Source organism: Rhizobium sp. LC145 (assembly GCF_001005825.1).
Lineage (GTDB): Bacteria > Pseudomonadota > Alphaproteobacteria > Rhizobiales > Rhizobiaceae > Neorhizobium.
Genome location: NZ_LBHV01000003.1, coordinates 391,631 through 404,841, shown reverse-complemented (window position 1 = coordinate 404,841; position 13,211 = coordinate 391,631). Strand labels below are relative to the sequence as shown.

Sequence of the window (13,211 nt, the reverse complement as noted above, 5' to 3'; positions counted from 1 at the left end):
CAGGATTTGAAGCGTTTCCTAAAGCTCCTCGTATTCGCGGCCACGCAGATGGCGGGCCAGCATGCGACGCAGCCTGCCGACCACGGCCTGGCTGAGATGCTTGCGGTTGTCTCCCTGGCGGAAATCGATCGTTTCGCCGAAAGCGACGTCCACGTCGATAGCCCCTTCCTTCAAGACGCCCAGAAGATGCGGCGCGAGGTCGATATCTCCCGGCCATGCGGCGATCGGACGGTGATAGCGCCCCATCGCCATGCCGTGGACGCGGGTATAGGCGATCGCCACCGGCTGCACATGGACCACGCCGCCCGGCACGTTCGGCACGGCCGCCGCCGCGGCGCCGAAGAGCGACGACTTCACCTCCAGAACGCGGTTGCCGTCGGACGTCGTCCCTTCCGGAAACAGCACGACGATCTCGCCCGCCGCCATGCGGGTGGCGATCTCGTTCACCTGCTCGCCGGTGCGCCGCTTCTGGTCGCGGGCGACGAAGATGCTCTTCTGCAGCTTCGCGAGCGTGCCGAAGACCGGCCAGTCCGCCACTTCGTTCTTGGCGATGAAGGCGACATCGGCAATCGCGCCCAGGACGAGGATATCCTTCCAGGAGACGTGATTGGCTGCCAGCATCAGCGGTCGGCGAGGCTCCAGCCGGCCATGGACATGGATGCGGATGCCGAGAAGGCGGCAGGCGATACGATGCCAGTAGCGGGGAATGTAGCGGCGGATCTTCAGATCGAAGGCCAGCCCGAGGAGCTGCAACGGCAGAAGGATCAGCGTGACGGCAAAAAGGACGACGACGATGAGGCCGATCCGCAACCAGGTGATCAATTGTCGTCCTTGTCGAGCGGGATGCCGTAAAGTTCGAGCCTGTGGCCAACCAGGCGGAAACCGTGTTCGCGAGCGATCCGCTCCTGCAGGGCTTCGATCTCCGGCGAATGGAATTCGATGACCGTTCCGGTCTTCAGATCGATCATGTGATCGTGATGTTCCTCCGGCACCGTCTCGTAGCGCGAGCGTCCATCGCGAAAATCATGCTTTTCGATAATGCCGGCATCCTCGAAAAGCTTCACGGTGCGGTAGACCGTGGAGATCGAGATGCGCGGATCGATCTTCGAGGAACGGCGATAAAGTTCCTCGACATCGGGATGGTCGTCGGACTCCTGGAGAATGCGGGCAATGATGCGCCGCTGCTCCGTCATGCGCATGCCCCGTTCGGCGCACAGCTCCTCCAGGGACTTGGGAAGGTCTGTCATGACGTCAGGCCTCGATCAGATGTTCTAAAAGACCGCGATTAGCGAAGAACGCGCTTCATGACAAGCGCCGTGGACCGCTGGCCATCGGCTCCGGAATAGTAGGCAGGCCGCTCGCCGACCTGTTGGAAGCCAAGCTTGCGGTAGAGCCCGACCGCCGCCTGGTTGCCGCCTTCGACCTCCAGGAACATGCCCTCGCCGCCCCTGTTCGCCGCTTCCCGCATGGCCGCCTGCATCAGCCGCCAGCCCAGCCCGGCACGGGCGAATTTTTCCGCCACGGCGATGGTGAGGATCTCCGCCTCGCCCGCCACCTCGCGCGCAAGCACGAAGCCGCCGAGCGGCTTGGAGAAGAAGGCATTGGTCTGGCGCGCCACGAAGCCGAAGACATTCGGCTGCAAAAGCAGGTTCAGGAACTCGCCATCGCTCCATTGCCGCGCGAAACGCTGACCATGGAGATTGGATATTTCGGGACAATCGTCGTTTTCCAGGGCGACGACTTCGAAATAGGGCTTCCAGGTGAGATAATCATCCAGCATCTGTCATCACGCAGTCATCATGCACGGGCAAGAGCGAATCCGCTTTGCGGTTTAGCATCAGGCCCGCGAAGGTAAAGCGGTTTCGGCCTTTCCTGGCCCGCGAGCTTTTCCGCGCCGAGGTGCGCGACCATGGCTATATCGAAGCGATCGCTGCCGGCTGCGGTTCCATCCGCCCAGGACCCGGTCATCCCCGCGCCCTGCGACTTCGCCAATTCGGCAACCTCGTCCGCAGAAAGGGCGGCAGGCCCGGTCAGCGGCAAGCCGTCTGCGCCGAAGGCCTGGGCGTAGATCTCATTGCGCTTGGCATCCATGGCAACGACGACCGGGTGTCCCGGATTTGCGGCAAGATGACCGCGCGCCAGCACTTCCAGCGTGGTGACGCCCACCGCCTCCACGCCGAGCGCGAGAGCGAGACCGCGAGCAGCCGCAACGCCCACCCGGATGCCGGTGAACGAGCCGGGGCCGGTCACCACGGCGATCCGTCCGACGGCATCGAGCCGCAGCCCGGCCTTTTCCAGCGCCTCGTCGACAACCGCCATCAGCCGCTCGGCATGGCCTTTGCCGATAGTCTCGGTGATTTCCGCAAGCAGCCGTCCGGCCGCGCCGTCATAGAGCGCGGCGGAGCAATCCACCCCGGCGGTATCGATAGCGAGCACGATCATCGGATGATGCTCCGAGGCTCAAAGCGCCTCGACCGCCTGCACTTCGGGAACGAAATGGCGCAGCAGGTTCTGCACCCCGTGCTTCAGCGTGGCCGTCGAAGACGGGCATCCGGAGCATGCGCCCTTCATGTTGAGATAGACGGTGCCGTCCTTGTAGCCCTTGAAGGTGATGTCGCCGCCATCCTGCGCCACTGCCGGGCGGACGCGGGTTTCGAGCAGTTCCTTGATCGTCGCGACGATGGTTTCGTCGTCCTCGTCGAAGAACTCGCCTTCCTCGTCAAATGCCTCGGCAAGCGTGGAAGCCCCGCCCATAACCGGCTGGCCGGACATGAAATGTTCCATGATGGAGCCGAGGATCGCCGGCTTCAGGTGTTGCCACTCGGCGCTATCCTTGGTGACGGCGATGAAATCGTAACCGAAATAGACGCCCGTGACGCCCGGAACGGTGAAAAGACGCGAGGCCAGCGGAGAGGTTTGCGCGTCTTCCGCGTTACGGAACTCGGCGGTGCCTTTTTCCATCACCACCTTGCCGGGCAGGAATTTCAGGGTCGCCGGATTGGGCGTGGCTTCCGTCTGAATGAACATCTCATCTCTCCTGGCCGGAACGTTTGCTATCTCCGAGCCTAAAATTTAGAATTCTTCCAAAGAAGATAAGCCTAATCAGGTTTCCGTTCAAGTGCGGCTTCCCTGTTCCAAGGTCAAGCCCATCTTCAACAAAGGGCGTCGATTTCTTCCGCCGTCAGGGTATCGGGCAGCACGGTGACGGGGATGGGAAAGGCAGCCGCCCTGCCGGCAACGGCCGAAACCAGCGGTCCCGGACCTTCCTTCGCGGAACCGGCGGCGAGCACGAGGATGGCGATATCGCGATCCTCCTCCACGAGCGCATTGATCTGCTCGGTGGCGCTGCCTTCGCGAATGACGATTTCCGGATCGATGCTGATCGTCTCACGCACCTTCTGCGCGGCCTTCGCCATCACGGCCTCCGCCTCTTCCATCGCTTCGGCGCGCATGATCTGCTCGACACCCAGCCATTGCTGGAAATCGCCTTCCGGGATGACGAAAAGCAGCACGAGGCCACCGTTGGAATTCTTGGCGCGGCGCCCCGCATAGTGGACGGCCTTCTCGCATTCCGGCGTGCCGTCGATGACGGCCATGAACTTGCGGCGGTGCCCTTCGAGCCGTGAAAGCCGTTTCGAAACCATCCCTTACCCCTATTTCGCACGTACTCGACCGAAGCAGTCGTGTTGCGGAATTTAGAGCCTTCGGCCCGAAATGAAAACCCGCCACGCGAATGCATGGCGGGCAAGTCCTTTCAACCCAGCTGACGGTCAGCGCAGGAAGCCGACGATATCGAAGACTTCCGCCATCACCTTTTCGGCACGGGCGCGGGCGCGCTCGCCGCCATCGCGCAGGATGGCGTCGATATGGGTCGTATCGTCCATCAGGCGGCGCATTTCGCCGGTGATCGGGGAGAGAACATGGACGGCGAGATCGGCAAGCGCCGGCTTGAAGACCGAGAACTGCTGGCCGCCATATTCGGCAAGCACATCGGCCTTGGACCTGTCGGCAAGTGCAGCATAGATGCCGACGAGATTGTCGGCCTCGGGGCGGCCGGCAAGCCCTTCGATTTCGCTCGGCAGACCTTCCGGGTCGGTCTTCGCCTTGCGGATCTTCTTGGCGATGTCGTCGGCGCTGTCCATGAGATTGATGCGCGAGAGGTCCGAGGGATCGGATTTCGACATCTTCTTGGTGCCGTCGCGCAGCGACATGACGCGCGGCGCCGGCCCCTCGATCAGCGGCTCGACCATCGGGAAATAGGCATGCACCGGCTCGTCGCCGACCGTGATATCAACCCCCGTGCCCGTCGCCCGGATCTTGTCCTTGAAATCCAGATTGAACTTCATGGCGATATCGCGCGCAAGCTCCAGATGCTGTTTCTGGTCATCGCCGACCGGAACATGGGTGGCGCGATAGACCAGGATGTCGGCGGCCATCAGGCTCGGATAAGCGAGCAGGCCGAGCGAGGCGTTCTCGCGGTCCTTGCCGGCCTTGTCCTTGAACTGGGTCATGCGGTTCATCCAGCCGATGCGGGCGACGCAGTTGAAGACCCAGGCGAGTTCCGCATGCTGCGGCACGGCCGACTGGTTGAAGACGATGTGCTTTACCGGATCGATGCCAGACGCGATGAAGGCAGCGGCGATCGAGCGGATCTGGCCACGCAGGTCCTCATGGACGAGCTGGGCGGTGATGGCATGCAGATCAACGACGCAATAAATGCAATCGTTGTTTTCCTGGAGCGCGACGAACTTGCGGATCGCGCCGAGATAATTGCCGAGATGGAGATTGCCGGTCGGCTGAACGCCGGAAAAGACAAGCGGCTTGAAGGTATTCATATCGTCCTCGATCAGGCTGGTGGAGGGCCCCAGGCCCGAAGGGCCATGTTGCTAACGGGCGGGCTTATGCACGGGCGGTGGGGCGGGATCAAGAGTTCCGCGATGCGCAGGCTCAATGAAATCCCAGGTGTTGCCGCAGGGACGGGGTCTCCTCGGGTCTCGCTCCGCTCGCCCGAGGGTGGCGACTCGAGTCTTGAACGGTTTCCTCGAAGACCCTGGATGACGAGTGGGCAGACTCGTCCCTTGGCGATCCTCGGGTCTTCACTTCGCTCGCCCGAGGAGGACGAGCATTTTGCTTTCGTCATCCTCGGGCTTGACCCGAGGATCGGCCGGGACACGTCGTGTGCCTCGTATTGAATTTTATAGGTGACACGCGACGTGTCCCGTTCGGCGTGTTTTTCCGCGCAACTCCGGTCCCTCTGCGGCGGCCCATATGTTGTTGATTATTAGCCGGGCCGGGTTGTGTGCGACACACGCACGCCCCGCCATTTCTCAGGCGAGAGGGAGACCATTTTCTGCGCAGCCCCTGACGCCCCGCCTGCATCAACGGCGGATCGAAAGGGCACCGGCCCCATCTCGCCGGCGATGCTTAACCGGTGCAGCCGAAACAGGACAGGGACAGTATGAGGCAAAGTTGGAGAGCGGGGATGAAGGAGGATGAAAATTTCTTCGCGGGCGGCTGTTTTCTCCGTCATCCCTGTGCTTGTCACAGGGATCCAGCGCGCCCAAGTCCTTGGGCGCAAAAGACAGTTTGCCATTCAGAGAAGCCAGGGAGAAATGTCCTCCCATTCCGGATTGACGCTTTCGATCAGATTGAGCTTCCACGCTCTCGGCCATTTCTTGATGGTCTTTTCCCGCCGGATGGCATCCACCACCAGATCATGGATTTCGAACCAGACGAGCGTCTTGACGCCATAGCGGCTGGTGAAGCCCGGCGTCAGCTCATTCTGATGTTCATAGAGCCGCCCCGGCAGATCGCTGGTCACGCCGGTATAGAGCGTGCCGTTCCGTTTCGATGCCAGGATGTAGACATAGCCACAGCGCATGAGGTGATGATTGCATAACGGAGACATACACGCAAAGGTTTATCACATGTTTCCATCTGGCAGAAGCCTCGTGACTCAAAGAATCCTCTCGCCGTGCAGACGCACGGCGGCTGGATTCCTGTGACAAGCACAGGAATGACGGGAGTAGGTTGTCCACCAAAAGAGGTAGGAGCAAACCGCTTCACTCAGCCAAAAGCGGTAATGGTTAACCCCATTTAACCTATGCGGCAGCATTTACCTTAAATTATAGCAAATATCTCCTTAATAGCGCCACTTTTTGGAATGAAATGCCCCGCCAAGCCAAGTCCGCCTGTCATGAGGTCAGGCGCTACTCGGGGGATACCCATGCGCAGCTTTTTTCTTGTCGCGCTTGCCAGCCTGGTGACATTCTCATTTGCCGCGGCTGCCGATGCGCAGAGCAGTCAGAAACGTCGCGGAAATCTGTTCAAACACGATTATTCCGCCGCCTATACCCTGCAGCGGGTCAGCGTTCGCGCGAGCTGTTTTCCAACCAAGCTGAGGGCGATCCTCGCCCATATCGCCGTGCAGACCGGCAAGAAACCGGTCGTGACCTCGGGACACAGACCGCGTTCAGGCCGGTCCCAGCACAGCCACTGTTACGCGGCCGATATACGCGTGCCGGGGGTTTCCGAGCGGAAGATCCTTGCGGCCGCAGCGAGCGCGCCGGGGGTTGGCGGGATCGGCCGATACTGCAATGGCATCGTGCATGTCGATATCGGTCCGAAGCGGCGCTGGGCCCATTGCGGCAAGCGCGGAAGACGGTCTTAAGCCCTAAGGTAGCCTAGGATTCCGGCTGGCTTTTCGCCTTCCGCTTCAAGTTTCGGCGGATCATGCCGATATCGGCGCCGCCGATAAGGAATGCGACCGCGAAGTAGACGACCATGGCCAGCGCCAGAAGCACGCCAAGTGCGGCCACCTGATAGAGCAGCGACGTTTCCGGAGCGAGCCACGGCGAGGCGTAAGGCAGCGCGTAGATGAGCACCGCCGTCATGACGCCCGCCGACACCAGCAGCAGCGCGGTCCGCTTCGCAAGCGCCCATTCCCATTTGAGATCGCCCCGCCAGAGGAGCGTCGAGAAGAGCAGGATCGTGTTGATCCAGCCGGCGGCGGCTTCCGCCGTGGCGATGCCCCGCTCGGCCAGCAGCGGGAAGAGCGAGATCGCCAGGCCCGAATTGACCACCACCGAGATGATGGTGAAGCGCATCGGCGTCCTGGTATCCTCGCGGGCATAGAAGCCCGGCTGCAATGCCTTGATGAGCACGAAGCCCGGCAGGCCGATGCCGTAGATCGCAAGGATGGAGGCGACGACGGCGGTGTTTTCGGCGGAGAAGGCACCGCGCTCGTAAAGCACGCGGATGATGGCATCCGACAGCACCCAGAGACCGGCGGCAGCCGGCAGGGTAAGGAACAGCACGAACTCGATCGAGCGGTTCTGGATATTGGCGGCCTCCTGCCTGTAGCCGCCCTTCAAGGCGCGCGACAGTTCCGGCAGCAGCACCACGCCGACCGCCACGCCGACGACGCCGAGCGGAAGCTGATATATGCGGTCGGCATATTGGAGGGCCGCGATCGCGCCTTCCTTTCCGGAAGCGATCGCCTGGCCGATGATCTGGTTGATCTGGGTGATGCCGCCGGTGATCGCCGCCGGTACGGCGAGCACCAGAAGCCGCTTGACGTTCGGCGTCATCTTCGGAAGGCGGAAGCCGATATTGATGCCGGCATGGCGCACGCCGATATAGACGACGGCGAGCTGAAGGACGCCGGCGACGAGCACGCTCCAGGAAAGATACCAGGCGGTGGAGAGCGGATCGGCGCCCGTCCAGAGCGCGTAGAAGAGGGCGGCGATCATCACCACGTTCAGGAAGACGGGCGCGATGGCGGCCGCGAAGAAGTGATGCAGCGAATTGAGCATGCCGCTCATCATCGCCGTCAGCGACATGCACATGAGATAAGGGAACATCACGGCCGCCAGCCGGATGGTGATCGAAGTCTTTTCCGGATCATCGGCAAAGCCCGGAGCGATGATCCACTGAACCAGCCAGGGCATGGCGAGTTCCATCAGGATGGTGATGGCGAGCAGCGCGGAAAAGAGGACGCCGAAGACCTCTTCCGAAAAGCGCTTTGCGCCTTCCACGCCGTTCGCCTCGATCTCCTTGGAGAAGAGCGGCACGAAGGCGGCGTTGAAGGCCCCTTCCGCGAAAAGCCTACGGAAGAGGTTCGGAAAGCGGAAGGCGGCATAGAAGACGTCCGCCATCGGCCCGGTGCCAAGCGCCGCGGCCATCAGCGTCTCGCGGGCGAAGCCGAAGATGCGGCTGCCGAGCGTGGCGCCGCCGACGGTTGCGAATTTTCGGACGAGGCTCATCGGGCGGGGCTCACTGAATTGCGTGGAAGCCCCTCACCCCGCCTCCGCTTCGCTCGGCGCACCCTCTCCCCGTAAACGGGGCGAGGGGGACCGGAGACGGCGCGGCACACCCCTTCTCCCCGCAAGCGGGGAGAAGGTCCCGGCAGGGGGATGAGGGGCATGATGCGAGCACGGCTCATCGGGCGGGAGTTCACGCGCTGGCCCTGGTCTTGCGGGGCTGAGCGGAAGGGGGAGGTGCTGCTTCGGCGGGTGCAACGCTCTTCGGCTCGTCCTCGTCGGTCATCACCGCCTTCAGCCGGGCGACGATGTTGCCCTGGCGGTTCTCGTTGGTGACCTTGTGGCCGACGAGATCGGTCACGTAGAACGTGTCGATCACCTTCTCCCCGAAGGTGGTGATGCGGGCCGAATGGATATCGAGCGAGAGATCGGCGAGAACCGCGGTGATATCCGCAAGCAGGCCGGTGCGGTCGAGGCATTCCACATCGATGACGGTGAACTTGTTCGACAGCCCGTTGGAGATGATGACCGAGGGCGGGATCGTAAAGGTCTTGTTGCGCTTCTTGGCCTTGGCGCGCGTGGCGATGACTTCCGGCAGGCGCTTCCTGCCCGAAAGCACGTCCTCGATCATGCGGCCGATGGTGGCGGCGCGGCGCAGCTCGTCCTCGTCCACCGGAAATTCCCGGTTGATGAGGATGGTATCGAGCGCGCGGCCATCGGTGGTCGTGAAGATCTGCGCGTCAGCGATATTGGCGCCGGCCGCGGCACAGGCACCGGCGATGACGGACAGAAGCCGCGGATGGTCCGGCGCGAGCACGGTGATCTCGGTGATGGCATGGAAGGAATGGGTGCGCACCATGGAGACGAGCGCCTTGCCGGCCTTGTCCGCCTCACGGATGAAATGCGCGTGACGGACCTGATCCTCCAGCGGCACCGAGAGCAGATAGGGTTGGTAGTGGAGCCTCGCATAGGTGCGGCGGTCCTTCTGGCTCCAGTCGGCCAGCGCCTCGAAGAGCGCGGCCTCCGCCTCCTTCGCCCGCTCCTTGCGGGAGGAGGCCTCGGAGAAGCCTCCGGTCAAGAGGAGTTCGGTCTCATAGTAGAGCGTGCGCAGCAACTGCCCCTTCCAGCCGTTCCAGACGCCGGGGCCGACGGCGCGGATATCGCAGATCGTCAGGATCAGGAGAAGCTTCAGCCGGTCCATCGACTGCACCTTCTCGGCGAAATCGGTGATGGTCTTGCGGTCGTGAAGGTCGCGGGTCTGGGCGGTCATCGACATCACGAGGTGCTCCTCGATCAGCCAGACGACCAGCTCCGTCTGCTTCGGGCTGAGGCCGAGGCGCGGGCAGAGCTTGCGGGCGATGCGGGCGCCGGCGATCGAATGATCCTCCTGGCGGCCCTTGGCGACATCATGCAGCAGGACGGCGACATAGAGCGCCTCGCGCTCCTCGATGCCGGGCATGACCTTGTTGGCGAGCGGATGGATATCGGCGGCCTCGCCCTTGTCCACCTCCGAAAGCGCTTCGACCGAGCGGATCAGGTGCTCATCGACGGTATAGTGATGATACATGTTGAACTGCATCATCGCGACGACCTTGCCGAACTCCGGGATGAAGCGGCCGAGCACGCCGGCCTCGTTCATGCGCCTCAGCATCAGCGCCGGATCGCGCCTGGATGTGAGGATCGCCAGGAAGAGCCGGTTCGCCTCCTCGTTCTCACGCAGAGCGTGGTCGATCAAGGAAAGCGAGCGCGTCATCTGCTTCAACGCATCGGGATGCAGTTCCAGGCCGTTGATATCGGCGACATGGAAGAAGCGGATGAGATTGACCGGATCGCGCTTGAAGACATCGCGATCGGCGAGCGTGATGCGGCCGCGGTCCTCGACGAAATCCACCGTGCCGGGGATCTTGCGTACCCTTTTGGTGAAGCGGGAGATGACCCGCTTGATGCCGGGCGCAGCCTTGGCCTGCTGATCTTCGAGCGCAGCACAGAAGATGCGGGTGAGATCCCCCACATCCTTGGCGACGAGGAAGTAATGCTTCATGAAGCGCTCGACCGCGGAAAGGCCTGGGCGCGTATGATAATCCAGGCTTTCGGCGATCTCGCGCTGGATGTCGAAGGACAGCCTCTCCTCCGCCTTTCCGGTGAGGAAATGCATGTGGCAGCGCACCGCCCAGAGGAAATCCTCGGATTTCAGGAAAAGACGCAATTCATGCCGTGAGAGGACGCCGAGCTTGACGAGCTCGGCCGTATCGCGGACGCGGTAATAATATTTGGCAATCCAGAAGAGCGTGTGGAGGTCGCGCAGGCCTCCCTTGCCCTCCTTGACGTTCGGCTCGACCAAGTAGCGGGTATCGCCGGCCTTCTGGTGGCGCTGGTCGCGCTCGGCAAGCTTGGCGGCGATGAATTCCGGCCCGGTATCGGCAACGATCTCCCTGTCGAAACGGGTCTCCAACTCGCTCACCAGCGGCTCGGCACCGCAGATATAGCGCGTTTCCAGGATCGCCGTGCGGATGGTCATGTCCGTCTTCGACAGGCGGATACATTCCTCCACCGTGCGGGTCGCGTGGCCAACCTTGAGGCCCATGTCCCACAGGAGATAGAGCAGGAATTCCACGGCCTTGCGCATGTCCTCGGAATTCTTCTCCGGAAGCAGGAAGAGAAGATCGATATCCGAACCCGGCGCGAGCGTATCGCGGCCGTAACCGCCGACCGCGGCGATCGCGATGCGGTTCGCATCCTTGTAGATGCTTTCGGCGATCACCTCGTGCAAGACGCGGATCAGCTGATCCTGAAGCCATGAGATGCGCTGGGCGCAATTGAGGCCGCTGCCATCCTTGGCGAGAAGCTCGCGGGCCTTCGCGCGGCCTTCGGCGCTTGCCTTTTTCAGCAGCGGCAGAAGTGCGGAGCGCAGCTCGAGAAGCGGGCGATCCTTGCCTTCGGCGACCCGCCGGCATTCGGCGCTCAGCCGCTCCACATCGAGGAGTTCGGAAAAATCGATATCGTCTCTGGCCATGTTATCCTGTCGATGCCGGGCCGCCTGGGAGGCTATAGTCCTTTTGGGCAAACTGGCCAAGAAATATCAACCCCGATGTTTCAAAGTTGGCTCCACGGCGCGTCAAGGTCAAGGCTTTGCGCCCTTTCCCGAAACGCCGCCTTCAGCCTTCATCCGCGCGCGATATTGCGAGGGGCTCGCACCCGTCACGCGGCGGAACTCGCGGTTGAAATTGGATTTGGTGCCAAAACCCGCCTCGAACATCACTTCCATCAAGGGCTTTTCCGTATCCTTCAGAAGCCGGCAAGCCTCGGCGATCCGCCGGTTGTTGACGAATTGCGAAACGTTAAGGCCGGTGGCGCGGTTGACGGCGGCCGATAGATCGCGGGCGGGAACGCCCGCCCGGCGGGCGAGTTTGGCGAGGCTCAGATCCTCGTTCCGGTAGAGCGCATCGCGGTCGAGCGCACCTTCCACCTTGGCGAGGATTGCGCGATCCTCCCCGGTTGCCCGCAAGACGGGCCTTTCGGCCACGTCTGCAGGCGGAATATCCGGCGCGAAATAATAGGCCAATACGGCGAAGATCGCCGCGAGGTTCATGATCCCGACCGCGAGCGGCACATCGTTCGGACCATAGAGACTGGTGTAGAGCGCGAGTGCCGCATCGCTGAAGGCAAAGAAGAGCATCAGGCAGGCCGTCAGCCGAGCGGCGCGAAGTGCCGGACGCATGCGCTGCAGCGAGGTTTCCGCCATCACCTCGTCTCCATCGCTCATCGTCAGGCGCCAGAGAGCCAAGCCATAGGACAGGAAGATCAGGAGCAGCAGCAGATCGACCAGATCGCGGAAGAAGGCGACGGCGAGGGCGACGACCAGCGGCGGCAACAGGTGAAGCCAGGGCTTTATCAAGGGTTTCGCCGTCAGGCCGCGAAAGGCAAGAAAGGCGAGCGGCGGCATGGCCGCGGCCGAGATCGGCAGGAAAGGGATGAGCTGGCTGACGCCGTAGCCGAAGCGCAGGCCGATGCCGATACCCTGCAAGGCATAGAGGATGAGGAAGGCGTGGAAATACCGCCGGGAGCCGGGTGTCTCGACGCCCTTCAGGCTGCGATAGAGCGTCAGCGCGAAGACAAGGCCGGCAAGAAACGGCAGCGGGACGGAGAGCAAGCTGACACCTGATTAAATTCGAGTACGGCCTTTATCACGTCTGCGGGTAAAAGGCACGGATCGACGGGCGCTCAAGCGGGCGTCGTCATTCCCCGCCGTAGTCAGTTGGCAGATGCCGTTCGATTTCCATGGCATCATGGAGCACGCGTCCCACACCGACCAGACCAGGGTGAGCGATGCGATAAAGCAGGAGATGCCGCGGGCGGCGGACCACACCGCTTTCATTACGCGCCCGATCACGGCTATGGCGAAGATGATAGCTGCGGATATCTTCGCCCAACTCCGGACGGAGAGTGCTTCCCGGCCGTTGTGGCTCTACGGCGATGTCGTGCAACGCCACCACCAGCAATCGCTCGTAACGTAACCGGGCCTGGGTGCCGAAGCGCTCCTGTGTCCAAGCCAGAAGCTCGACAAGATCAGCTTCTGCCACTGCGGAGAGACGGAAATCGGCCATTGGCTTCAGGGATTGGTCTTGCGCACCCGGGCCTCGGCATCACGGCCAAGACCGGCGATAAAATCTTCCAGTCCATCATCCGTGATATTGACGAAACGGCCTTCATCCAGATCGCTAAAGCCAACTCGCGCCGCTTCCTGCAATGCCGCCAGCTTGGCTGCCTCGCGATCTTCGCGTTGCTCGATCAGACGCAACCCCTCACGTAGAACCTCGCTGGCATTCTGATAGCGGCCCGAAGTGACGAGCCTCTCGATGATCTCTTCGTGATGTCCGGTCAGTACAACGTTACGTGTCGGCATTGTGGTAATTCCTAACTGCCGCGACAAAATTATCATTATTGGCATAT

The 13,211-nt window shown here is 62.1% G+C and carries 14 protein-coding genes; 1 reads left to right on the top strand and 13 read right to left on the bottom strand.

What is annotated here, in order from left to right:
• Positions 1-18: 18 nt before the first annotated feature.
• The 8 genes from YH62_RS10315 to YH62_RS10280 all read right to left on the bottom strand — a co-directional run bounded on the left by YH62_RS10315 (position 19) and on the right by YH62_RS10280 (position 5,881).
• Positions 19-822, bottom strand: coding sequence for a lysophospholipid acyltransferase family protein (locus YH62_RS10315; RefSeq protein ID WP_046794096.1), 804 nt, complete (start codon positions 820-822; stop codon positions 19-21).
• On the bottom strand, positions 819-1,247 hold the full coding sequence (locus tag YH62_RS10310) for a Fur family transcriptional regulator (RefSeq protein WP_046794095.1): 429 nt from the start codon (positions 1,245-1,247) through the stop codon (positions 819-821). Before YH62_RS10310 ends, YH62_RS10315 begins: the two co-directional genes overlap by 4 nt.
• Before the next feature lie 38 nt (positions 1,248-1,285).
• Complete coding sequence (locus tag YH62_RS10305; RefSeq protein ID WP_046794094.1) at positions 1,286-1,780, bottom strand: N-acetyltransferase; 495 nt, start codon at positions 1,778-1,780, stop codon at positions 1,286-1,288.
• Between the two features lie 17 nt (positions 1,781-1,797).
• A complete protein-coding gene (tsaB, locus tag YH62_RS10300; RefSeq protein ID WP_046794093.1) occupies positions 1,798-2,442 on the bottom strand; it encodes a tRNA (adenosine(37)-N6)-threonylcarbamoyltransferase complex dimerization subunit type 1 TsaB in 645 nt (214 codons plus the stop codon).
• 18 nt (positions 2,443-2,460) lie between these two features.
• Entirely contained in the window at positions 2,461-3,027 is a 567-nt protein-coding gene (locus YH62_RS10295) for a NifU family protein (protein ID WP_046794092.1), read from the bottom strand.
• Between the two features lie 125 nt (positions 3,028-3,152).
• Positions 3,153-3,644: a universal stress protein gene (locus YH62_RS10290; RefSeq protein ID WP_046794091.1), complete on the bottom strand. Its 492-nt coding sequence runs from the start codon at positions 3,642-3,644 to the stop codon at positions 3,153-3,155.
• Between the two features lie 126 nt (positions 3,645-3,770).
• Complete coding sequence (gene trpS, locus YH62_RS10285; protein WP_046794090.1) at positions 3,771-4,835, bottom strand: tryptophan--tRNA ligase; 1,065 nt, start codon at positions 4,833-4,835, stop codon at positions 3,771-3,773.
• A gap of 758 nt (positions 4,836-5,593) precedes the next feature.
• Positions 5,594-5,881 carry a GIY-YIG nuclease family protein gene (locus tag YH62_RS10280; protein WP_046792615.1) on the bottom strand — a complete coding sequence of 96 codons (288 nt, stop codon included), beginning with the start codon at positions 5,879-5,881 and terminating at the stop codon, positions 5,594-5,596.
• A 345-nt stretch (positions 5,882-6,226) separates the two neighbouring features.
• Here YH62_RS10280 and YH62_RS10275 point away from each other — a divergent pair, with 345 nt between their 5' ends.
• The gene (locus YH62_RS10275; protein WP_046794089.1) at positions 6,227-6,670 is read left to right on the top strand and encodes a DUF882 domain-containing protein; all 444 of its coding nucleotides are present in this window, start codon (positions 6,227-6,229) and stop codon (positions 6,668-6,670) included.
• A 13-nt stretch (positions 6,671-6,683) separates the two neighbouring features.
• On the opposite strand, the gene murJ is transcribed toward YH62_RS10275, so the two are convergent.
• From murJ to YH62_RS10250, 5 genes are all read right to left on the bottom strand, one after another.
• Positions 6,684-8,264 (bottom strand): murein biosynthesis integral membrane protein MurJ, encoded by a 1,581-nt coding sequence (gene murJ / locus YH62_RS10270; protein WP_046794088.1) that lies wholly within the window; start codon positions 8,262-8,264, stop codon positions 6,684-6,686.
• Positions 8,265-8,454: 190 nt separating this feature from the next.
• Complete coding sequence (locus YH62_RS10265) at positions 8,455-11,310, bottom strand: [protein-PII] uridylyltransferase (protein WP_280950053.1); 2,856 nt, start codon at positions 11,308-11,310, stop codon at positions 8,455-8,457.
• Positions 11,311-11,382: 72 nt separating this feature from the next.
• Positions 11,383-12,411 carry an AraC family transcriptional regulator gene (locus YH62_RS10260; protein ID WP_052760380.1) on the bottom strand — a complete coding sequence of 343 codons (1,029 nt, stop codon included), beginning with the start codon at positions 12,409-12,411 and terminating at the stop codon, positions 11,383-11,385.
• 85 nt (positions 12,412-12,496) lie between these two features.
• Positions 12,497-12,865, bottom strand: a complete 369-nt coding sequence (locus tag YH62_RS29440) for a type II toxin-antitoxin system RelE/ParE family toxin (protein ID WP_082118314.1) — start codon at positions 12,863-12,865, stop codon at positions 12,497-12,499.
• A gap of 5 nt (positions 12,866-12,870) precedes the next feature.
• Positions 12,871-13,164: a type II toxin-antitoxin system ParD family antitoxin gene (locus YH62_RS10250; RefSeq protein ID WP_046794084.1), complete on the bottom strand. Its 294-nt coding sequence runs from the start codon at positions 13,162-13,164 to the stop codon at positions 12,871-12,873.
• Positions 13,165-13,211: the final 47 nt, after the last annotated feature.